The 19,791-nt window shown below is 69.3% G+C and carries 23 protein-coding genes; 18 read left to right on the top strand and 5 right to left on the bottom strand.

The genetic code is table 11. The features are described from left to right. Positions 1-13: 13 nt before the first annotated feature. The 7 genes from ABIB51_RS08360 to ABIB51_RS08330 all read left to right on the top strand — a co-directional run bounded on the left by ABIB51_RS08360 (position 14) and on the right by ABIB51_RS08330 (position 7,830). Positions 14-1,036 carry a tetratricopeptide repeat protein gene (locus ABIB51_RS08360; RefSeq protein WP_354187333.1) on the top strand — a complete coding sequence of 341 codons (1,023 nt, stop codon included), beginning with the start codon at positions 14-16 and terminating at the stop codon, positions 1,034-1,036. Continuing rightward, entirely contained in the window at positions 1,036-2,136 is a 1,101-nt protein-coding gene (locus ABIB51_RS08355; protein WP_354187331.1) for an NADH:flavin oxidoreductase/NADH oxidase, read from the top strand. The genes ABIB51_RS08360 and ABIB51_RS08355 overlap by 1 nt, the downstream gene beginning before the upstream one ends. Before the next feature lie 58 nt (positions 2,137-2,194). Next, positions 2,195-2,995: an ABC transporter ATP-binding protein gene (locus ABIB51_RS08350; RefSeq protein ID WP_354187329.1), complete on the top strand. Its 801-nt coding sequence runs from the start codon at positions 2,195-2,197 to the stop codon at positions 2,993-2,995. Beyond that, positions 2,977-4,548, top strand: a complete 1,572-nt coding sequence (locus ABIB51_RS08345; protein ID WP_354187327.1) for a transporter — start codon at positions 2,977-2,979, stop codon at positions 4,546-4,548. The genes ABIB51_RS08350 and ABIB51_RS08345 overlap by 19 nt, the downstream gene beginning before the upstream one ends. Positions 4,549-4,643: 95 nt before the next feature. Continuing rightward, positions 4,644-5,426, top strand: coding sequence for a glucosamine-6-phosphate deaminase (gene nagB, locus ABIB51_RS08340; protein WP_354187325.1), 783 nt, complete (start codon positions 4,644-4,646; stop codon positions 5,424-5,426). Positions 5,427-5,496: 70 nt separating this feature from the next. Beyond that, a complete protein-coding gene (locus tag ABIB51_RS08335; protein WP_502916095.1) occupies positions 5,497-5,814 on the top strand; it encodes a DUF3039 domain-containing protein in 318 nt (105 codons plus the stop codon). A gap of 222 nt (positions 5,815-6,036) precedes the next feature. Continuing rightward, positions 6,037-7,830: a DEAD/DEAH box helicase gene (locus tag ABIB51_RS08330; RefSeq protein WP_354187321.1), complete on the top strand. Its 1,794-nt coding sequence runs from the start codon at positions 6,037-6,039 to the stop codon at positions 7,828-7,830. Between the two features lie 115 nt (positions 7,831-7,945). Here the strand turns inward: ABIB51_RS08330 and ABIB51_RS08325 are convergent, their stop codons facing one another. The 3 genes from ABIB51_RS08325 to ABIB51_RS08315 form a co-directional block, all read right to left on the bottom strand. Next, positions 7,946-8,296 (bottom strand): hypothetical protein, encoded by a 351-nt coding sequence (locus ABIB51_RS08325; protein ID WP_354187319.1) that lies wholly within the window; start codon positions 8,294-8,296, stop codon positions 7,946-7,948. 120 nt (positions 8,297-8,416) lie between these two features. Beyond that, positions 8,417-9,091 (bottom strand): isochorismatase family protein, encoded by a 675-nt coding sequence (locus ABIB51_RS08320; protein WP_354187318.1) that lies wholly within the window; start codon positions 9,089-9,091, stop codon positions 8,417-8,419. Further along, positions 9,092-10,420 carry a nicotinate phosphoribosyltransferase gene (locus tag ABIB51_RS08315; protein ID WP_354187316.1) on the bottom strand — a complete coding sequence of 443 codons (1,329 nt, stop codon included), beginning with the start codon at positions 10,418-10,420 and terminating at the stop codon, positions 9,092-9,094. It lies immediately after the preceding gene. A gap of 37 nt (positions 10,421-10,457) precedes the next feature. On the opposite strand from ABIB51_RS08315, the gene clpS reads away from it, so the two are divergent. The 6 genes from clpS (at position 10,458) to rdgB (ending at position 14,788) form a co-directional block, all read left to right on the top strand. Then, positions 10,458-10,838: an ATP-dependent Clp protease adapter ClpS gene (gene clpS, locus ABIB51_RS08310; protein WP_354187314.1), complete on the top strand. Its 381-nt coding sequence runs from the start codon at positions 10,458-10,460 to the stop codon at positions 10,836-10,838. Continuing rightward, entirely contained in the window at positions 10,831-11,397 is a 567-nt protein-coding gene (locus ABIB51_RS08305) for a DUF2017 domain-containing protein (protein WP_354187312.1), read from the top strand. Before clpS ends, ABIB51_RS08305 begins: the two co-directional genes overlap by 8 nt. Positions 11,398-11,469: 72 nt before the next feature. Continuing rightward, complete coding sequence (gene murI, locus ABIB51_RS08300; protein ID WP_354187310.1) at positions 11,470-12,525, top strand: glutamate racemase; 1,056 nt, start codon at positions 11,470-11,472, stop codon at positions 12,523-12,525. Next, positions 12,522-13,319, top strand: coding sequence for an MBL fold metallo-hydrolase (locus ABIB51_RS08295; RefSeq protein WP_354187308.1), 798 nt, complete (start codon positions 12,522-12,524; stop codon positions 13,317-13,319). Before murI ends, ABIB51_RS08295 begins: the two co-directional genes overlap by 4 nt. A 45-nt stretch (positions 13,320-13,364) precedes the next feature. Further along, a complete protein-coding gene (gene rph, locus ABIB51_RS08290) occupies positions 13,365-14,123 on the top strand; it encodes a ribonuclease PH (protein ID WP_354187306.1) in 759 nt (252 codons plus the stop codon). A gap of 32 nt (positions 14,124-14,155) precedes the next feature. Beyond that, positions 14,156-14,788, top strand: coding sequence for an RdgB/HAM1 family non-canonical purine NTP pyrophosphatase (gene rdgB, locus ABIB51_RS08285; RefSeq protein ID WP_354187304.1), 633 nt, complete (start codon positions 14,156-14,158; stop codon positions 14,786-14,788). 18 nt (positions 14,789-14,806) lie between these two features. On the opposite strand, the gene ABIB51_RS08280 is transcribed toward rdgB, so the two are convergent. Beyond that, positions 14,807-15,574 (bottom strand): VTT domain-containing protein, encoded by a 768-nt coding sequence (locus tag ABIB51_RS08280; RefSeq protein WP_354187302.1) that lies wholly within the window; start codon positions 15,572-15,574, stop codon positions 14,807-14,809. A gap of 120 nt (positions 15,575-15,694) precedes the next feature. Here ABIB51_RS08280 and ABIB51_RS08275 point away from each other — a divergent pair, with 120 nt between their 5' ends. The 3 genes from ABIB51_RS08275 (at position 15,695) to ABIB51_RS08265 (ending at position 17,715) form a co-directional block, all read left to right on the top strand. After that, positions 15,695-16,714 (top strand): 3'-5' exonuclease, encoded by a 1,020-nt coding sequence (locus ABIB51_RS08275; protein WP_354187300.1) that lies wholly within the window; start codon positions 15,695-15,697, stop codon positions 16,712-16,714. 80 nt (positions 16,715-16,794) lie between these two features. After that, the gene (locus ABIB51_RS08270; protein ID WP_354187298.1) at positions 16,795-17,289 is read left to right on the top strand and encodes a DUF4395 domain-containing protein; all 495 of its coding nucleotides are present in this window, start codon (positions 16,795-16,797) and stop codon (positions 17,287-17,289) included. A gap of 201 nt (positions 17,290-17,490) precedes the next feature. Further along, positions 17,491-17,715, top strand: coding sequence for a hypothetical protein (locus ABIB51_RS08265; RefSeq protein WP_354187296.1), 225 nt, complete (start codon positions 17,491-17,493; stop codon positions 17,713-17,715). A gap of 17 nt (positions 17,716-17,732) precedes the next feature. Here ABIB51_RS08265 and ABIB51_RS08260 read toward each other — a convergent pair whose 3' ends face one another. Beyond that, on the bottom strand, positions 17,733-18,878 hold the full coding sequence (locus ABIB51_RS08260; RefSeq protein ID WP_354187294.1) for an ADP-ribosylglycohydrolase family protein: 1,146 nt from the start codon (positions 18,876-18,878) through the stop codon (positions 17,733-17,735). 117 nt (positions 18,879-18,995) lie between these two features. On the opposite strand from ABIB51_RS08260, the gene ABIB51_RS08255 reads away from it, so the two are divergent. Continuing rightward, on the top strand, positions 18,996-19,352 hold the full coding sequence (locus ABIB51_RS08255) for a YidH family protein (protein WP_354187292.1): 357 nt from the start codon (positions 18,996-18,998) through the stop codon (positions 19,350-19,352). Continuing rightward, a complete protein-coding gene (locus ABIB51_RS08250) occupies positions 19,349-19,699 on the top strand; it encodes a DUF202 domain-containing protein (protein WP_354187290.1) in 351 nt (116 codons plus the stop codon). Before ABIB51_RS08255 ends, ABIB51_RS08250 begins: the two co-directional genes overlap by 4 nt. Positions 19,700-19,791: the final 92 nt, after the last annotated feature.

Below are 19,791 nucleotides of genomic sequence, written 5' to 3'. Positions count from 1 at the left end.
TTAGAGTGGAGCTATGACTTCGCCAGCTTCCCGCCCGGTCCCGCCAGCTGCAGCCAACCCGCTCAACCTGCGGGGCGCCGTCGACCTCTCCTCGCTGAAGCAGCGCCCACCGGCGCCCGCTGCCGCCGGAGGAGCCGCGGCCCCTCCCGCCCCGGGAGCCCCCGGTGCCCAGACCCCCGCGGCCGACGCCACGGAACACGCCGGAAGCCCCCTGCGGGTGGAGGTGACCGAGGCCAACTTCCAGGAACTCGTGGACCTCTCTGCCCAGGTTCCCGTAGTGATCGCGCTGTGGGCCGGCTATTCACCAGGCTCCGGCGAGCTCGTGGACTCCCTGTCCCGGATCGTGGACAGCTATGAGGGCCGGATGGTGCTCGGCGCCGCCGACATCGAAGCCTTCCCGCAGCTCGCCCAGGCCTTCCAGGTCCAGGCCGTGCCGACTGCCGTCGCCGTGGTCAAGGGCCAGCCCGTGCCGCTGTTCCAGGGCGGGGCCGAGGAAGAGCAGATCCGTACCCTGCTCGATGAACTGCTCAAGGTCGCAGCAGCCAACGGTGTCACCGGCCGGATCGGTGCCGCCGGACCCGGCGCAGCCGGAGTGGAGGCCGAGGCTCCGCCGCTGCCGCCGCTGCACCAGAAGGCCTTCGACGCGATCGAGGCCGGGGACTACGCCACGGCGGCAGCCGCCTACCGGCAGGCCCTGCTGGAAATGCCGGCCGATGCCGACGCCAAGGCCGGGCTGGCGCAGGTGGAGCTGATGGGCCGGCTCCAGCCCCTTTCCGCCGCGGACACCGACGCCCTCCGGCGGCAGGCCGCTGATGAGCCGGACAACCTCGACGCGCAGCTCTGCGTCGCCGATCTGGACGTCGCCGGCGGACACGTCGAGGACGGACTCGGCCGGATCGTCTCCTTCATCGGCAGGAACTTCGGCCCCGAGCGCGAAAAGGCCCGGGTCCGCCTCCTGGAGCTGTTCGACGTCGTGGGAGCCGCCGACGAGCGCGTCGCCAAGTCCCGCCAGAACCTGGCCCGGGTGCTGTTCTGATGGGTTCGGCCCTGTTCACGCCGCTGGACCTGCGCTCCATGCAGCTGCAGCACCGTGGCTGGGTCTCGCCGATGTGCCAGTACAGCTGCGGTCCCGAGACCGGGGAAGGGGTCCCCAACGACTGGCACCTGATGCACCTGGGCGCCTTCGCCACCGGCGGTGCGGCCCTCATCCTCACCGAGGCCGCCGCCGTGAACGCCGCGGGCCGGATCAGCCCCCGGGACGCCGGGATCTACAACGACGAACAGGCTGCCGGCTGGGAACGGATCACCTCGTTCGTGCACCGCCACGGAACCGCTGACACCAAAATCGGCACCCAGCTGGCCCACGCCGGCCGGAAAGCATCCTCCTACTGGCCGTTCTCCGGCAAGCAGGGCACGGTCCCGGCGTCCGACGGCGGCTGGGACACCGTGGGACCCGGCACCGGGGCCTTCGACGGCTATGCGGCCCCTTCAGCCATGACGCTGGCGGAGATCGACGGCGTGATTGCCGACTTCGCGGCCTCCGCGGTGCGGGCCGTCGACGCGGGTTTCGACACGATTGAGATCCATGGCGCCCACGGCTACCTGCTGCACCAGTTCCAGAGCCCGCTCGTCAACGACAGGACCGACGCCTGGGGCGGCGACGAGGCCGGCCGCAATCGGCTGACCCTGGCCGTGGTCGACGCCGTCCGCAAGGTCATCCCGGATTCCATGCCGCTGCTGCTGCGGATCTCCGCATCCGACTGGGCCGAGGGCGGGATCGACGTCGAGTCCTCGGTCCGGCTGGCCCGGGCCGCCTCGGAACACGGCGTGGATCTTGTCGACGTCTCCAGCGGCGGGGCCGTGGCCCATCAGGTGATCCCGGTGGGGCCCGGCTACCAGACCGGATTCGCCGCCCGGATCCGGCGCGAAACAGGTTTGCCTACCGGAACTGTCGGGCTGCTGACCTCGGCGGGCCAGGCGGAGCATGCCGTGGCCACCGGCCAGGCCGACGGCGTGTTCATCGCCCGGGCCGCGCTGCGGGACCCGCACTGGTGGCTGCGTGCCGCGTTTGAACTGGGCCACGAGCTGGCCTGGCCGCCACAGTACGAGCGGGCCTTGCCGCGCCACTCCTTCTAGGCCCGGGTACGCCTTCCGGACGATCCTTTTCGCGGCCGGCGGCAGTTAGTCTAACGACATGACTTCTCAGCAACCGGAAACTCATGCCCCTGGGAACCTGCCGCCGGTTCCCGCCCTGTCCCTGCGCGGGCTCGCCAAGCGCTTCGGTAACAAGATCGCCGTCGACGGCCTCAGCCTGGACGTGCCGGCCGGCTCGTTCTACGGGATCGTCGGCCCCAACGGCGCCGGCAAGACCACCACGCTCTCGATGGCCACGGGGCTGCTGCGGCCCGAGTTCGGCACGGCCCACGTGCACGGCGTCGATGTCTGGCAGCGCCCGCTGGAAGCCAAAAAGCTGATGGGGATCCTGCCCGACGGCGTGCGGCTCTTTGACCGGCTGACCGGTGAACAGCTCGTGACGTATGCCGGTCTGCTGCGCGGCATGGACCGGCGCGTGGTGGCGGACCGGGTCAAGGAGCTGCTCTCCGCGCTGGACCTGGGCCAGGACGCCGCGACCCTCGTGGTGGACTACTCCGCCGGCATGACCAAGAAGATTGCCCTCGCCTCGGCGCTGATCCACGCACCCAGGCTGCTGGTGCTGGATGAGCCGTTCGAATCCGTGGATCCCGTCTCCGCGGCCAACATCCGCGACATCCTGGACCGCTATGTGGCCTCCGGCGGGACCGTCATCGTCTCGAGCCATGTCATGGACCTGGTCCAGCGGATGTGCGACCACGTGGCCGTCGTCGCCGCGGGCCGGCTCCTGGCGGCCGGCACGGTGGACGAGGTCCGGGACGGCGAGTCCCTCGAGGACCGCTTCGTCCAGCTCGTCGGCGGCCGCGGCAACACGGAAGGACTGGAATGGTTGCGCACCTTCTAAGGCTCAAGCTCACCCTGCTGCGCAACAGCGTCCGGCGCAGCCCGTGGCAGCTCGTGGGCCTCGGGCTCGGCGCCCTGTACGCGCTGGGCATCGTGGGGCTCGGCGTCGCCGGGCTGCTGTTCCTGCGGCAGGCGGACATCGCGCTGGCCCAGACAGTGGTGGTGCTGGGCGGTGCAGCGGCCCTGCTGGGCTGGGCCATCATCCCGGTGGCGGCGTCCGCGGCCGACATGACCCTGGACCCCTCGCGGTTCACCACCTCGGCTGTGCCGATGCCGCAGCTGCTGGCCGGGCTGGCCCTGGGCGGCCTCATCGGCATCCCGGGCGTGGCGACCTCGCTTGTGGCGCTGGCCACCGTAGGCACCTGGTCCCGGAGCGTCCCCGCCGCGGCGGGCGCCCTGGTGGGGGCCGTTCTGGGCCTGCTGAGCTGTGTCCTCGTGTCCAAGGTGGTGACGACGGCCACGGCAGGACTTGCCGCTTCGCGCCGCTTCAAGGACGTCAGCGCCATCGTCTTCCTCATCCCGCTGGTACTGATGGGGCCGATCGTGGGAGGCATCGCCCGGGGGATCGCCGAGTCGGGGGATTTCCTGACCGGGCTGGCCCGGGCGCTTGCCTGGACGCCGGCCGGGGCCGCCTGGTCCCTCGGCGGCGAGCTGGCCGCCGGAGACTACGCGGCCGCGTCGCAGAAGTTCGCCATCGCGCTGGCCACCACGGCCGGCCTTGCCCTGTGCTGGATGGCCCTGCTGCGGCGCGCCCTCGTCACCCCGCCCTTCGAAGGCAGCGCCAAAAAGCGGACCGGCGGACTGGGTCTCTTCGCCCTGTTCCCGGCCACGCCAACCGGAGCGGTCGCGGCCCGCTCGCTGACCTACTGGCTCCGGGACCCGCGCTACGCCGGGGCGCTCGTGGTCGTTCCGCTGCTGCCGGTGCTGCTGATTTTCCAGGGCAGCCAGACCGGCTCCTACGGGCTGCTGGTCTTCATCGGGCCGCTGACCGCGTTCCTGCTGGCCTGGTCCATCTCCTCCGATGTTTCCTACGACAGCACGGCCTTTGCCCTGCACGTGTCCACCGGCCTGCGCGGCGTGCAGGACAGGCTCGGCCGGTCCATCGCGTGCCTGGTGTTCGCGCTGCCCGCCGCGGTGGCCTTCAGCATCCTCCCGTTCCTGTTCAGCGGCGACTGGGCGCTTCTGCCGGGCGTGCTGGGGCTCTCGCTCGGGGTCCTGTTCAGCGGGATGGGACTGTCCTCGGTGGTTTCGGCCCGCTACACCGTCGCCGTGCCGCTCCCGGGGGACAGCCCGTTCAAGAAGCCGCCAGGCAACGTGGGACAGACCATGGCGGTGCAGTTCGGCGGCATGGCCGTGCTCCTGCTCCTCGTGGCCCCCGAAGCCGCCCTCGTGGCCGTGCAGCTCGTCACGGGAAGCACCGTGCCGGGCTGGATCAACCTGGTCCTCGGGCCGGTCCTGGGGCTGGGCCTGTTCGCCGCGGGGGTCCGGCTCGGCGGAAAGTGGTTGGACGCGCGCGCACCCGAGCTGCTGGCCCAGCTGGCCGTCAACCGCTGACAGGGTCCGGGAAGGACCCGACTGGGATAGCCTGCCAGTAGGGCATGCCACCCGGAACGCACGGCAGCAGTACCACCGCAGAAAGGGCCCGGACCATGGAAGTCGTTATCCTCCCCGGCAGCAAGGCGATCGCTGCGCTTGCTGCGGACGCGATCGAGCGGCTGTTGCGGCGGAAGCCGGACGCCGTCCTGGGCCTGGCCACCGGATCCTCGCCGCTGCCCGTCTACGCCGAGCTCGCGCGGCGGCACGAGCGCGACGGCCTGGACTTCAGCCGGGTCCGGGGTTTTGCCCTCGACGAGTATGTGGGGCTGCCGCACGGCCATCCGGAGTCCTACCGCGAGGTCATCAGGCGCGAATTCACGGAACAGGTGAACATCAGCCCGGCCAGCGTGCACGGCCCGGACGGTGCGGCCGCAGACGTCCCCGCCGCCTGCCAGGCCTACGAGGACGCCATCAGGAACGCCGGGGGAGTGGACCTGCAGCTCCTGGGCGTCGGCACCGATGGCCACATCGGCTTCAACGAGCCGGGTTCCTCGCTCGCTTCCCGAACCAGGATCAAAACGCTGGTTGAGCAGACACGCCGGGACAACGCGCGGTTCTTCGGAAGCCTGGCCGAGGTGCCCCACCACGTCATCACCCAGGGCCTGGGGACCATCCTGGCCGCCCGGCACGTGATTCTCATCGCCACCGGGGCGCAAAAGGCGCAGGCCGTACGGGACCTTGTCGAAGGACCTGTCGCCGCCATCTGTGCGGCCTCGGTGCTGCAACTGCATCCGCATGCCACGATCCTGGTGGACGAGGCCGCGGCGTCCTCCCTCCGGCTCGCCGACTATTACCGCCACAGCTTCGACAACAAGCCCGCCTGGCAGGGTCTGTAGGACCCCGCCAGTGCCGGGCCGGGGCCGTTCTGTCGCAAGTCCGTCGGTTCCAGCGGCTAAGATGGGTGTCATGACTAGCATGACCGATCCCCTCGAAAACGACCCGATGCGCGAGCTCTCCGGAGCCGGAACGTCGACGGCCACGATCGAGCGCGAGGAACTGCGCCAGGAAGTGGAGCCGGGCGACCGGGAACGCTTCTCGCACTACGTGCGCAAGGAAAAGATCATGGAATCCGCACTGTCCGGGGAGCCGGTCATCGCGCTCTGCGGCAAAGTGTGGACACCCGGCCGTGACCCGAAGAAGTTCCCCGTCTGTCCGGAATGCAAAGAGGTCTACGACGGCCTCCGCCCCGACAGCAGCGGCGGCAAGGGCTCCGGGGACAAGTAACCGGAGATCCTTCCCGGGCGGCACAGTCCGCCGCCCCGCTTCCGTGGTGTGACCATCACTCCTGTCCCGGCCGGGAAACCTCCGCGGGCAGGTCCCTGATTTTCCGTGCGCGGCTGGCGCGCGGCGTTCCCGGCTCATGCTTACGGTTCATCCGAAAAAGATTGGTGTTTTTGTGCTTAATTGGGTTTCTCCGGCAGCGGCAGACGTAGTGGAGGGACCCCGGTGACAGAAACACTCTTCGGCGGGCCCGTGCTGCCTCCCGCATATCCCGAACGGGCAGCCTGGGGCACCGCACCGAAGCTCCGTGCCTGGCAGCAGGAAGCCCTCGACAGCTACTTCAGCGTCCACCCGAAAGACTTCCTCGCGGTCGCCACGCCGGGGGCCGGTAAAACGACCTTCGCGCTCCGGGTCGCCTCCATGCTGATCGAGGCCGGTACCGTCAACCGCGTCACCATCGTGGCGCCGACCGACCACCTCAAGCGCCAGTGGGCCGACGCCGCGGCCAAGGTGGGCATCGCCATCGACCCGAACTTCAAGAACGCGGACGGCCAGCACGGCCGCGGCTTCGTCGGCGTCGCGGTCACCTACGCGCAGGTGGCCAGCAAACCGATGCTGCACCGCGCCAAGACCGAAGCGGCCCGGACGCTCGTCATCCTCGACGAGATCCACCACGGCGGTGAGGCCCTCTCCTGGGGCGACGGGCTCCGTGAGGCCTTCGATCCGGCCGCCCGCCGGCTTTCCCTGACGGGCACGCCCTTCCGCTCCGACACCTCGCCGATCCCGTTCGTCGAGTACGCCGAGGACCGCGACGGCATCCGGCGCTCCAAGGCCGATTACACCTACGGCTACGGCAAGGCGCTCCGTGACCACGTGGTCCGCCCCGTCATGTTCATGGCGTACTCCGGGCAGATGCGCTGGCGCACCGGCGCCGGGGATGAAATGGCCGCCTCGCTCGGCGAATCGGCAGTGACCAAGGACATCATCTCGCAGGCCTGGCGCACGGCGCTGAACCCGGCCGGCGAGTGGATCCCCGCAGTGCTGGCAGGAGCCGATAAACGGCTCAGCGAAGTGCGCCGGACGGTCCCCGACGCCGGCGGCCTGGTGATCGCCACCGACCACGACGACGCGCGGGCTTACGCCGGGCAGCTGAAGCGGATCACGGGCGAATCGCCCACTGTCATCCTTTCCGACGACGCCAAGGCCTCCAGCAAGATCGAGGAGTTCACCGCGAGCGAGAAGCGCTGGATGGTGGCCGTCCGGATGGTCTCCGAAGGCGTGGACGTCCCGCGGCTGTCCGTGGGCGTCTATGCGACCTCCACCTCCACCCCGCTGTTCTTCGCCCAGGCCGTGGGGCGCTTCGTGCGTGCCCGCAAGCGCGGCGAGACGGCATCGGTCTTCCTGCCCTCGGTACCGCAGCTGATGGCGCTGGCGAACTCGATGGAGGCAGAACGGGACCACGCCCTGGACCGCCCGGATAAGGACGACGGCGACGGCCTCTTCAACCCCGAAGACTCGCTCATGGACGAGGCGAACCGTGAGGAGAAGGCTTCCGATTCGCTGACCAAGGGCAAGTTCGAGGCCCTGGATTCGCAGGCATCCTTCGACCGCGTGCTGTTCGACGGCGGCGAGTTCGGCACCGGAGGCGAGGTGGGCTCCGAGGACGAGCTCGACTTCCTCGGCATCCCCGGCCTGCTCGACGCCGACCAGGTCGGCACACTGCTGCGCCAGCGCCAGCACGAGCAGCTGAACCGCAAGAACGCGCGCGCCCCGCAGTCTGCTGCCTCGCCTGCGGCCGCGGCGGCCCCGGCCATTCCAGACCACCGGATGTTGATGGACCTGCGCACGGAGCTCGCCAAGAACGTCGCGGCCTGGTCCGCCCGGACCGGGACCCCGCACGGGGTGGTCCACACGAAGCTCCGGACGGTCTGCGGCGGTCCGGCCGTGGCGCAGGCCAACGAGGAGCAACTGCAGACCCGGCTGCGGAAGCTGCAGGACTGGTTCATCGGGCGGAAGTAGCCCCGTGCCGGCGTGCGGCACCGGCAGGCTGCACCTCCTGCGGCCGCAACGTCCGCAGGAGGTGAGCAAAAAGGGACCGGTGACCCGGTCCCCTTTTTTGTGGCTTCGGCGGCCGTTACTGGCCGCCGGCTCCGCAGACCTCGTTGAGGGTCTGGCCGGCGGACGTGTACTTGGCCTGCAGTTCCTGGACCTTGGCGGAGTCCGGCTCGGCTTTCGCCGACTCGTCGAGGAAATCGATGATGGACTGCACCGGGGCCTTCAGCTCCTCGGCGGCGGCCGCTTCGAGGGGCCGCAGCCGGTTCGCGAGACGGGTCATGCCTGTTTTGTCGGCGTTGGACGTCGGGCCTGCGCCGACGCCCTGGATCCGGGCGCAGGTCTCCTCGGTGCTCAGGGTAGCCGGGGCCGAGCAGCCGGCGGCGCCGAGCAGGGCCCCGGCAGCGATCAGGAGGGTGAGGGTCTTTTTCATGGTGTACTCCGGGGTTATACGGGTCAGACGATAGTGGCAGGATTTCGAGTCTACTGTGGTGGCGGCGCCTTCCGGCCCGCCGTTGCCACAATCGCGCGGTCGGGGAAGATGCTCCGGGCCTCAGGCGATGTCGACGCCGCCGAGTTCCATTTCGGCGACGGCATCGTCCAGGTCCTCGGAGATCCCCACGGTCAGGCCGCGCAGCACGGTCACCGAGTACCCGGCCTGGATGCCGTCCAGTGCAGTGGCCTTCACACAGTGGTCGGTGGCGATTCCCACCACCACCACATCCTCGACGTCGTGGCTCTGCAGCCAGTCGTCGAGGCCGATCGCGTCCTCGCCGGCGGCAAGGGACCCGGGTTCCTCGTCGGTGTCCCCGCCGGCCACCGTGTCGGTGCTGCCGCCCAGCGGCATGGCGCCGGGTTTGCGGTCGCCGGTGGGCACGGCGTCGTCCGGGGCCAGGAGCCCCTCAAAGCCCGAATAGGCCGCCGTGAACTGGCCTTTGCGGAAATAGGCCTGGATGTATTCGGTGTCGAGGTCCGGGTGCAGCTCCGCCCCGCGCGTACCCGCCACGCAGTGCCGCGGCCAGCTGTCCAGGAAGTCCGGTTCCGCCGAGAAATGCGCGCCCGGATCGACATGCCAGTCCTGGGTCGCGACGATGTGGTCGAACTGGGCGTGGTGGGCATCGACATATTCGCTGATCTCTGCGGCAAGCCCCGCCCCGCCCTCAACGGGCAGCGAGCCTCCTTCACAGAAATCATTCTGCACGTCAACAATTATTAGGGCGCGGGACATTCAGTACTCCTCGTAGATGGTGGGGATGGCCGGTTCGCCGCGCTGGAGCCGGTTGACCACGGCTGGAAGCTCCTTCATGGTGGCCGCGTGGCGGCGGCGGGCGCGCACAACCCCGTCCGGGCCGGTCCAGCCGGGCAGGAGCTCACCGTTCTTGATGAACTGCTGGAGCAGCGGGCGGTCGTTGCCGTCGTCTTCCGGACGGTGGCCGATGCCCACGATCTCCTGGCTGGCGGTGCCGCGCTCGTTGAGTTTGCGCAAGGCGTACTTCCGCCCGCCCTTGCTGGCCTTGTTTTTGGCGGCTTTGGCCACCGGGACGAAGTCGCCGTCGTCGTCCGTGCGGCTGACCAGCTTGTAGACCATGCTCGCCGTCGGGGCGCCCGAGCCGGTCACGAGCGAGGTGCCGACCCCGTAGGAGTCCACCGGGGCGGACTGCAGCGCCGCGATGGCGAACTCGTCCAGGTCGGAGGTGACGATGATCCGGGTGCGCTCATTGCCGAGGTCGTCCAGGAGCTGGCGGACCCACTGGGCCTGCGCCACGAGGTCCCCGGAGTCCAGCCGGACCGCTCCGAGTTTGTCGCCGGCGAGTTCGACGGCGCTGCGGACGGCTGCCTCGACGTCGTAGGTGTCCACGAGCAGGGCCGTGCCGGCGCCCATCGAGGCGATCTGCGCCTCGAAGGCCTCACGTTCGGTGTCGTGCAGGAGGGTGAAGGAGTGCGCTGCGGTGCCAACCGTCTTAAGCCCGTAGCGGAGCCCGGCCTCCAGATTGGAGGTGGAATCGAAGCCGGCGATGATGGCGGCCCGGGCGGCCGAGACGGCAGACTCTTCCTGTGTCCGGCGGGAGCCCATCTCCACGCAGGGCCGGCCGCCGGCCGCCGTGATCATCCGCGAGGCCGCCGACGCAATCGCGCTGTCGTGGTTGAGGACCGACAGGATGTACGTCTCAAGGATGCAGGCCTCGGCGAAAGTCGATTCGACGATGAGGATGGGGGAGCTCGGGAAGTACGCCTCGCCCTCCGGATAGCCCCAGATATCGCCCGAGAAGGAGTATCCGGCCAGGTACTCCAGGGTCTCCTCGTTCACCACGTTGGTGCGGCGCAGGAAGTCCAGTTCGGCGTCGCCGAACCGGAAGTCGGCGATGCCTTCCAGCAGGCGCCCGGTGCCCGCCACGATCCCGTAACGCCGGCCGTCCGGCAGGCGCCGGGCGAAGGCTTCGAACACTGATTTGCGGTGGGCGGCGCCGGAATGCAGCGCGGCCTGCAGCATGGTCAGCTCGTAGTGGTCGGTGTACAGGGACGTGCGGGGACGGTCCCAGCCAGCTGAGGTACTCACAAATTCACTCTAGTGTGCATCCCCATAGAATGGACAGATGACCCTTAGCGTTGCGCTCGGCCCCGATACCCAGGCCGGCACCAAGACCGGAACAGCGGCGTCCACGGACGTCCTGACCGCCCCGGACATCCCCTGGAACCTCGTGATCTGGAACGATCCCGTAAATCTGATGAGCTACGTGAGCTATGTGTTCCGCAGCTATTTCGGCTATCCGGAGGCCAAGGCCAACAAGCTCATGTTGGAGGTGCATAAGAAGGGACGCTCCATCGTGGCGCACGGCAGCAAGGAACAGGTGGAGCAGCACGCGGTCGCGATGCACGGCTACGGTCTCTGGGCCACCGTGGAAAAGGCCACCGGCGGCTCCGGCGGAGCCGGGTCAGGCGGCGGATCAGGCAAGGGCAAGGGAAAACGTGGCTAAGGCATTCAAATACGGGCTCAAGGGCATCACCGGCTACCTGGAACCGGCGGAACGGGAACTGCTGCGCAGCCTGTTCACAGACGTCATCTCCATGCTGGAGCCGGAGGAACGCGCCAACCAGGACCCGCTCGCCGCGCTCGTGGGGCTGGACACGGAGGCCCGGGAACCTTCGGACCGGGCCCTGCGCCGGCTCCTTCCCAACGTCATGAAGAACGACGACGAGGCCTCCCTTGAATTCCGCCGGTACACCGAGCGCTCGTTGCGGGAGAGCAAGATCGGCGCCCTGAAGGCCGCGGCCCTGGGCCTGGACAGGGACGAACTGCTCCTCACCCCGGCGGATGCCCGGCACTGGTCCGCGGCGCTCAACGACGTCCGGCTGGTCCTTGCCGAACGCCTCGACATCCGCGACGACGCGGACGCCGAGCATGTCCACCTCATGCAGGACTGGTCCCAGGCCGAAGACGTGGAGAGTTACCTGGCACTCGTCTACAACTTCACCACGTGGCTGCAGGAGTCCCTGGTCCAGGCCATGCTGCAGTCGATCGAAGCGCGCGGCTGAGAGGAACCTCCGGTAAGCGGATGGCCCTGCCCGGGTGTGACAAATTAGACATGAGTCGGACGCCACAATGTGATGGCCGCACCCCGGGCTAAGCCCTATCCTCGAATAATCATGACTTCAGCATCGAACATCGATCCGGCAGCGGAAGCTGTTGCGGACTCCGAAGCGAGCAGTACCGCAACCAGCCGGCTGGGATCGCGGCCCATCGGGGTGTTCGATTCAGGCGTCGGCGGACTCACGGTTGCCCGTTCCATCATCGACCAGCTGCCGAACGAATCCATCCTGTACGTCGGCGACACCGCCCACGGCCCCTACGGGCCGCTGCCCATCGCAGAAGTCCGGGCCAATGCCCTGGGCGTGATGGACGAGCTGGTGGATTCCGGCGTCAAACTCCTGACCATCGCCTGCAACTCCGCGTCCGCCGCCGTGCTGCGGGACGCCCGGGAACGTTACACGGCGCGCTACGGGATCCCGGTGATCGAAGTGATCCAGCCGGCCGTGCGGCGCGCCGTCGCCGCCACCCGCAGCGGCAGGGTGGGCGTGATCGGCACTTCCGCCACAGTGGGTTCCCGCGCCTACGAGGACACCTTCGCAGCCGCCCCGGACCTGGCCATCACGTCTGTGGCGTGCCCGGCGTTTGTGCCCTACGTGGAGGCCGGCATCACGACCGGCCCGGAGCTGCTGGCCGTGGCACGCGAGTACCTCGCACCGCTCAAGGCCGCCGGAGTGGACACCGTCGTGCTGGGCTGCACCCACTATCCGCTGCTCACCGGCGTGATCTCCTACGTCATGGGCGAGGACGTCACCCTGGTCTCGAGCGCCGAGGAGACAGCCAAGGACGTCTACCGGGCCCTCGCGTCCCGCGGCCTGGAACGCCAGGACGCCGCCGCGCCCGAGCACAATTTCATCGCCACCGGCGACGCCGCACAGTTCGAGTCCCTCGCCCGGCGGTTCCTGGGCCCGGAAGTCCTCAGTGTCCGCCACGTGGACCATGTGGCGGCCCAGTATCCGACGGGCAGCCTGGCCCGGATCACCCCGGAAATGATCGCCGCCGCGCAGGCCGGCCCGGTCCGGCCGCAGATCTCCAACTTCGCGGCGCCGTCTTCCCTGTGGGGGCCTGGCCTGTGAAGCTGACCATCGTTGGCTGTACCGGATCGTTTCCGGGCCCCGGGTCGCCGGCGTCGTGCTATCTGCTGACCGCCAACGACGGCGAGCGGAACTGGAAGATCGTCCTGGACCTCGGGAGCGGCGCCCTCGGCGCCCTCCAGCGGTACACCGACCTCGAGGACATCGACGCGATCTTCCTCACCCACCTGCACCCGGATCACTGCATGGACCTGTGCGGGCTGCACGTCGCTGTGCGCTGGAAGCCGGGCGGCTGGGGACGGGGCAGGATCCCGGTCTGGGGACCGGCGGCGACGGCGGACCGGATGGCCACCGCCTACGGCCTGGAGCTGGACCCGGGCATGCACGAGGAGTTCGACTTCAGCAACTGGGCCGAGCGCAAGCCCGTCACGGTGGGCCCGTTCACGGTGGCGCCCTATGCGGTGAACCACCCCGTCGAGGAGGCCTACGCGCTCCGCGTGGAGGTCACCGAACCGGGCAAGGACGGCACGCCGGTGGCCCGTGTGCTGAGCTATTCCGGCGACACGGACTCGTGCAGCGGCCTGGAGGACGCGGCGCGGGACGCCGACCTGTTCCTGTGCGAGGCGGCCTTCGAGGAAGGCCGCGACGACGGCATCAAGGATGTCCATCTGACCGGCAAACGCGCCGGGGAGGCCGCCAAGGCCGCCGGGGCGCGCCGCCTGCTGCTGACGCACATCCCCGTCTGGACCTCCCCGAGCACGGTCATGGCCGAGGCCAAACCGGTCTTCGGCGGGGACGTCGCCGTCGCCGTCGCGGGTGTGCACTACACGGTCTGAGCAGCACCGGCACGGCACCGGGTGCCGAGTCGATAAGCTAAAGGCATGACTTCCGAAGCTCTTACTGCCCCCGTTATCCGCGCCGATGGCCGCACCCCGGACCAGCTCCGGCCGATCAGCATCACCCGCGGCTGGTCCAAGCAGGCCGAAGGCTCGGCCCTGATCGAATTCGGCAATACCCGGGTGCTGTGCACGGCGTCCCTGACCGAAGGCGTCCCGCGCTGGCTCAAGGGCGAGGGCCGCGGCTGGGTCACGGCCGAGTACGCCATGCTGCCGCGGGCCACGAACACCCGCTCGGACCGGGAGTCCGTGAAAGGCAAGATCGGCGGACGCACGCACGAGATCTCCCGGCTGATCGGCCGCTCGCTGCGCTCCATCATCGACACCAAGGCCCTTGGCGAGATCACGATCGTGCTGGACTGCGATGTCCTGCAGGCCGACGGCGGCACCCGCACCGCCGCCATCACCGGCGCCTACGTGGCCCTGGCCGAGGCCATCCGCTTCGCCCGCGAGAACAAGATGATCGCCCGCAACGCCCAGCCCCTGGTAGACACCATTGCCGCCGTCTCCGTCGGTATCATCGACGGCATCCCGATGCTGGACCTGCCGTACGTCGAGGACGTCCGCGCCGAGACCGACATGAACGTCGTGGTCACGGGATCCGGCAAGTTCGTCGAGGTCCAGGGCACGGCCGAAGGCGCCCCGTTCGACCGCGACGAGCTGAACAAGCTGCTCGACCTGGCCCTGCTGGGCACCGAGCAGCTCGCCGCCATCCAGCGCGAGACCCTGGCCGAAGCCCCGTGACGGCAGGCCCGGCAGAAAACAGCCCCGCGCCCGTGCCTGTTCTGGTCCTCGCCACGCACAACAAGGGCAAACTCCGGGAGCTCCGCGAACTGCTGCGCGGCCAGGTGCCCGGCCTCGACGTCGACACGCAAGTGGTGGATGCCGGCGACGTCGGGGCCCCCGACGTCGTCGAGACCGGGGTGACCTTCGCGGAAAACTCGCTGCTCAAGGCGCGCGCCGTGGCGCAGGCGACCGGGCTCGTGGCGATTGCCGACGACTCAGGGCTCGCCGTGGACGTGCTTGGCGGCGCACCCGGGATCTTCTCGGCCCGGTGGTCCGGACGGCACGGGGACGACGCGGCCAACCTGCAGCTCCTGCTGGACCAGCTGGCGGATGTGCCGGACGGGTACCGGGGCGCCGCGTTTGTCTGCGCGGCGGCCCTGGCCGTGCCGGGATCCTCCCCGGAGGAAGGCCGTGAGGTGGTGGAGTACGGGCAGCTCGAGGGCACGCTGCTGCGCGAACCCCGGGGCGCCGGCGGGTTCGGCTACGACCCGGTGCTCCAGCCCAGCGGCCTGGACCGCAGCTGCGCGGAGCTGAGCCCGGAGGAGAAGAACGCCATCAGCCACCGCGGCCAGGCGTTCCGGGCACTGCTGCCGGCGATTGTGGAGGCGCTGGCCGGGAAGTAGCCGGCCAGCGCCGGCGCGCTAGGGGGTCTTTCGGTCCTCTTCGGGCTCGTGCTCTTCGATGAACTCTTCCACGAGCTCCGTGCCGTGCTTTTCGGACTGCCGCTTGGCGATGAACCCGCGGGCCACTTCGATGCCGATCGGGATGACCGAAACCAGCACGATGAGGATGAAGATAATGTCCAGGTTCTCCCGGACCCACGGCACCTTGTCGCCGAGCAGGTAGCCCAGCAGCGTGACGCCGCCGCCCCAGAGCACGGCTCCGATGACGTTGAAGAGGAAGAACTTGCGTTTGTCCATTTGCGCCACGCCCACGATCACGGGTACGAAGGTCCGGATGATCGGCACGAAGCGGGCCAGGATCAGGGCCTTGCCGCCATGCTTCTCGAAGAAGGCGTGTGCGCTTTCCACGTTCTCGCGCTTGAACAGCTTGGAATCGGGCTTGTTGAAAATGGCCGGTCCGGCCTTCGACCCGATCAGGTAGCCGGTCTGGTTGCCCAGGATCGCGGCGACGATGATCAGCGCCGCGAAGGCCCAGATGTTGAACTTGATGGTGTCGGTCGCGACGAGGAGTCCGGCGGTGAAGAGCATGGAGTCACCCGGCAGGAAGAAGCCGATGAGCAGGCCCGTCTCGGCGAAGATGATGCCGCAGACCAGCAGCACAACCCAGGGCGCGAGGGCCGGATCGGCCAGGAAGACCTGAGGGTTGAGCCAGTCGGGAAGGAAGGAGGCAAGGTGTGGCTGCACCGGGCCGGCCCCGCCGATCATGGACACGGCAAAGTCACTCATAGCTAAAGGGTTCACCTGTTAAGGGTACTTGACGGCCGCCGTCGGACGTTCGGCACGCGGCGGCGGCCGGGGCGGCGGACCGATGCGGGCGGGAGGGCCCGCGGGCGGTAAAGTCGGGGCGTGGGTTTGGACTTTACGGCGATCGACTTTGAGACCGCGAACGGCTTCCGTGGTTCACCATGCGCTGTTGGCCTGACGAAAGTCCGGGGCGGCGTCGTCGTCGAGGAGGCCTCCTGGCTGATGCGGCCGCCGGAAAACCACGACCGCTTCGATCATCACAACGTCCGGATCCACGGCATCCGTCCGGAGCAGGTGGCCGGACTTCCCCGCTTCGGCGAGCTCTTCCCGGAGATCGGTGCGTTCATCGGCGGCGACGTGCTCGCGGCCCACAACGCCGCCTTCGATCTCGGCGTCATCCGCTCCGGCCTGGAAGTCTCCGGGCTGGCGGGCCCCGCCTACGACTACGTCTGCACCGTGATGCTGGCCAGGCGCTGCTACTCGCTGGTGTCCAATTCCCTGCCCTACGCGGCCGAGGAAGCCGGCGTCCCGCTGGTCAACCACCACGACGCCGCCGAGGATGCGCGCGCCTGCGCCGGCATCCTGATCGACATCGCCGCCCGGAACGGCGCCGGGAGCATCGCGGAACTCTACTTGTCCCTGGGCCTGGCCGTCTCGCGGCAGCCGGCCTTCGATCCGTTGCGGGACCCGCTGTCCAAAGCCAGCCAGTCGGCCCTCGAAGCCCTCGCCGCCGGACCGGGAGCAGGACCGGCGGTCCGAGCGTTCCAGCCCGGCTGGCCGGAAGAAGGCGCCAACCCGCTCCCGAACGCCGACGCCGAGCCCGGCCATCCACTCTTCGGCCAGACCGTGGTGTTCACCGGCGAACTCGCGATTCCCCGGCCCGAGGCCAAGGTCCGCTCCGCCGAACTGGGCGCCAGGCCCGAAAGCCGGGTCACCGCCCGCACCACCGTCCTGGTGGTGGGGGACGGCTTTGTGGCCGCCGACCTGCGCTCCGGCCGGATCACTGGCAAGGCCCGGCGGGTTATGGAACTGCACGAGCGGGGCCAGCGGATCGAAGTCCTCTCGGAAGGCGAATTCCTGCAGATGGTCGGCGGCCACGTGGCCCCCGCGGCATTGGCCTGAGGCCCCAGAGCCGAACGCCCCAAGGGTCACACGGCGCAACAATCATTTCCCCCGGGTCCGCCCGCTCCTAGCCTTGGGTGATGAGTGAATTGATCGACTGGCGCAAGGTATTCGCGTTCCCCAATCCCGTCAACGAGTACTCCGCGCGCATCACGGCCGCTCTCGTGGTGCTGCTGTCCGTGGCCACCCTGCTGACCGGCTTCGGCTGGGGGTTGGCCGTGATCGCCGTCGGGTTCTGGCTGCGGGTGCTGTTCGGCCCGCGGATCTCGCCCTTCGCCGTGCTCTCCGTCAAGATCCTGACGCCGCTGCTGGGGAAGAAGCGGCTGGTGCCCGGGCCGCCGAAGCGCTTTGCCCAAGGCATCGGTGCGGCCATGTCCACCGCTGCCGCCATCCTGCTGGCCGCCGGGCTGGCACCGGCCGCCTGGATCCTGCTGGCGGTCCTGATACTGGCCGCATCCCTGGAGGCCTTCGCCGGTTTCTGCCTCGGCTGCACCATCTTCGGCTGGCTGCAGCGCCGTGGCATGATCCCCGACGACGTGTGCGAGGCCTGCAACAACATCCCGCTCCGCGCCTAAGGCAGCCATCCTGGCCCCGTGACGGGCCGGTGCATCCCTAACGTCCGTATTCGATCCGTACCGTCTTCGCCCAAGGCGGCCCTGGCGGCGGGTGGGTACTGTCCGTGGACGACGGAAAGCTGAACTACACCTACAATTCCCTGGGCCCTGAACACCACGCACATTACCGCTCCCGAATCACTTGCCGCGGGCGCCCACCAAGTGCGCGCGGAATTCACCTACGACGGCGGGGGACTGGGCAAGGGCGCGGAAATCACCCTTTTTGAGGACGGCAAGCAGCTAGCCACAGGGCACATCGAAGCCACCCACCCGAAACTTTTCTCGGCCGACGAAACAGCCGAGGTGCAGATCGACCCGGGCGATGACAGCCACGACCATCTCATCACCCCCGAGGACAGAATGCGGGTGGCCGTGGGGAAGCAATAGGGCCGGGCGACGGCCGGTCAGGGGCCGGTGACCGCCGCCAGCCGGGACGCCATGCCCCGGATGACCTCGGGCGCTTCCAGCGCTGCGAGCCAGTCTGCCGGCAGGCATTGCTCGCCGTAATAGGCGCCCAGGATGTTCCCGGCAATGGAAGCCGTCGAATCGCTGTCCCCGCTGTGGTTGACGGCCAGGGCGACCGCCGCCCGGAAGTGCACCTCCGGCTGCCCGTCGACCTGCGCCGCCGGATCCGGTACGGTGGCGAGCACCGCGTAGAGTGCGACGGCGAGCGCCTCCTCAGCCACCCAGCCTTCACCGAGTTCCAGGACCAGTTGCTCGGGCGCCAGCACCCCGCCGGCCGCGGTGTCACCGCTCAGGCGCAACGCCGCCTCCAGCCGCACCACCAGGTCAGGATCGGGCTCTTCACCCTTGTGCAGGTATCCGGCGTCCAGTTGCCCGAGCGCGTATCCGGCGGCCTCGCGCAGGCCGTTGCCCGCCGTCAGAGCGTGGATGACGAGGCTGAAGACGCCGGCGCTCTGCCGGGCAGCGGGGTGCCCGTGGGTCAGGGACGCCGCGTCGGCACTGAGTTTGTAGACGGCTGCGGCGGCGATGTAGGGGATCAGCCCGAACGGAGCCGAGCGCATCACGGTGCCGCAGCCCTTGGACTCCGGGTTGACCGGCCGGTAGAACGTTCCCATCTCGCCGGTGGCCAGGCCGCTCAGGCAGGCGTCCCCGGGGGCCCGGCGGTGCTTGAGGACCTCGTGGGAATCGATCCAGCGGGGAGGCTGGAACGGGGCCGCCTCCGGGGCGGGGAAGCCCTGGCTGCCCAGCCAGCGCAGGTAGGCGAGCCACAGGCACGCGTTGGTATCGGCGCCGACGCCCGAGTTCGCCCATTCCAGCGCTTCCAGCAGCCCGTCCACGGTGTAGAGCGTGAGCTGGGTGTCGTCGGAGAAGTGGCTGCCGCCGTCGAGCGCGGAAAAGTCCTGCAGACCCGCGGGACCGTACTTCGCGCGGATCCCGGCAATGTCCTCGAATTCGACGGCGTAGCCCAGCGAATCGCCCAGGGCACCGCCCAGCAGGCAGCCGTGGATGCGGGACTCGTGCGACGGTGCCGGTGCGGGGGTCGCTGAGGTGGTCACTGCTGGGGTGGTGCCGGGCTCGCTGCTCATAAGGTCAAATTTACCCCGGCGGCCTGTCCCGGAAGGCACGGGCCGGCGCCGGGCAGGTGGGGAGCAGGGCCGGGTAGGGTGCTGTTGAAGGGACCGGCCCGGGAAAACAGGGGACTTATGCGCGAACCAGCATGGCGGAAGACCGGAACCACCCCCGACTACCGGTTCTCGCTGGCCAACGAACGGACGTTCCTGGCGTGGATCAGGACCTCCCTGGCCTTGATCGCGGGAGCCCTCGCGATCGACCAGCTGGCCCCGGAGATCGCCCCGGCCCCGCTCCGGATCGCGCTGTGCGTGGTGCTGGCCGTTATCGGTGCCGGCCTGGCCGCGCTGTCCTACCGCCGCTGGGGCCAGATGGAGGCCGCGATGCGCACCAGCCGTGAGCTGCGGTTTTCCGGCATCATGCTGGTGATGACCATCGGGGTGGCGGCCGCGGCGTTCACGTGTGCCGTCCTGATCCTGCTGGCCCCGTGAGCGTCCAGCCGGTGCGGGATCCCGGGCTGCAGCCGGAGCGGACGCTGCTGTCATGGCGTCGGACGTTCCTGGGCCTGGTGGTGGCTGACCTGCTGATCTGGCGCAGCTGGGGGCTCGCAGGATCGCAGCCAGGTTCAATTCCGGCGGCCGGTGCCCCCGATTACCTTGGCATCTGCGCCCTGACGGCGATGGCTGCCACGGTGGTGCTGGGCCTTTGTGTGCTGGTCCGGGGGCGGGAACTCCGGCGTTCCGCCGCTGCTCCGCCCGCGGTCCTCATCCGCTGGGCCGCGGCCGCCGTCGTCGCCCTTGCGGGCAGCACCGTCGCCGCAATTGCGCTGGGACGGTAGCGCGGGGGAGCGGGGGACGTCGAGCCCGGGTCCAGCCAACGTCCAGATTCCGCTGGCAGACTGCTGGCGGACCATTTTCGAGCAAAGGAATC

It is taken from the genome of Arthrobacter sp. UYCu712 (assembly GCF_040547005.1).
GTDB lineage: Bacteria > Actinomycetota > Actinomycetes > Actinomycetales > Micrococcaceae > Arthrobacter.
The sequence above is the reverse complement of the archived record's forward strand: the minus strand, read 5'-3'. Positions and strand labels throughout refer to the sequence as shown.

What these genes read in the sequence shown, in the direction of transcription:
- ABIB51_RS08325 (WP_354187319.1), bottom strand. Translation starts at nt 8,296, where the DNA reads ATGAAAAAGACCCTCACCCTCCTGATCGCTGCCGGGGCCCTGCTCGGC.
- ABIB51_RS08270 (WP_354187298.1), top strand. Translation starts at nt 16,795, where the DNA reads ATGAGTGAATTGATCGACTGGCGCAAGGTATTCGCGTTCCCCAATCCC.
- rph (WP_354187306.1), top strand. Translation starts at nt 13,365, where the DNA reads ATGACTTCCGAAGCTCTTACTGCCCCCGTTATCCGCGCCGATGGCCGC.
- ABIB51_RS08355 (WP_354187331.1), top strand. Translation starts at nt 1,036, where the DNA reads ATGGGTTCGGCCCTGTTCACGCCGCTGGACCTGCGCTCCATGCAGCTG.
- ABIB51_RS08280 (WP_354187302.1), bottom strand. Translation starts at nt 15,574, where the DNA reads ATGAGTGACTTTGCCGTGTCCATGATCGGCGGGGCCGGCCCGGTGCAG.
- ABIB51_RS08360 (WP_354187333.1), top strand. Translation starts at nt 14, where the DNA reads ATGACTTCGCCAGCTTCCCGCCCGGTCCCGCCAGCTGCAGCCAACCCG.
- ABIB51_RS08260 (WP_354187294.1), bottom strand. Translation starts at nt 18,878, where the DNA reads ATGAGCAGCGAGCCCGGCACCACCCCAGCAGTGACCACCTCAGCGACC.
- clpS (WP_354187314.1), top strand. Translation starts at nt 10,458, where the DNA reads ATGACCCTTAGCGTTGCGCTCGGCCCCGATACCCAGGCCGGCACCAAG.
- murI (WP_354187310.1), top strand. Translation starts at nt 11,470, where the DNA reads ATGGCCGCACCCCGGGCTAAGCCCTATCCTCGAATAATCATGACTTCA.
- ABIB51_RS08335 (WP_502916095.1), top strand. Translation starts at nt 5,497, where the DNA reads ATGACTAGCATGACCGATCCCCTCGAAAACGACCCGATGCGCGAGCTC.
- ABIB51_RS08345 (WP_354187327.1), top strand. Translation starts at nt 2,977, where the DNA reads ATGGTTGCGCACCTTCTAAGGCTCAAGCTCACCCTGCTGCGCAACAGC.
- ABIB51_RS08350 (WP_354187329.1), top strand. Translation starts at nt 2,195, where the DNA reads ATGACTTCTCAGCAACCGGAAACTCATGCCCCTGGGAACCTGCCGCCG.
- nagB (WP_354187325.1), top strand. Translation starts at nt 4,644, where the DNA reads ATGGAAGTCGTTATCCTCCCCGGCAGCAAGGCGATCGCTGCGCTTGCT.
- ABIB51_RS08255 (WP_354187292.1), top strand. Translation starts at nt 18,996, where the DNA reads ATGCGCGAACCAGCATGGCGGAAGACCGGAACCACCCCCGACTACCGG.
- ABIB51_RS08320 (WP_354187318.1), bottom strand. Translation starts at nt 9,091, where the DNA reads ATGTCCCGCGCCCTAATAATTGTTGACGTGCAGAATGATTTCTGTGAA.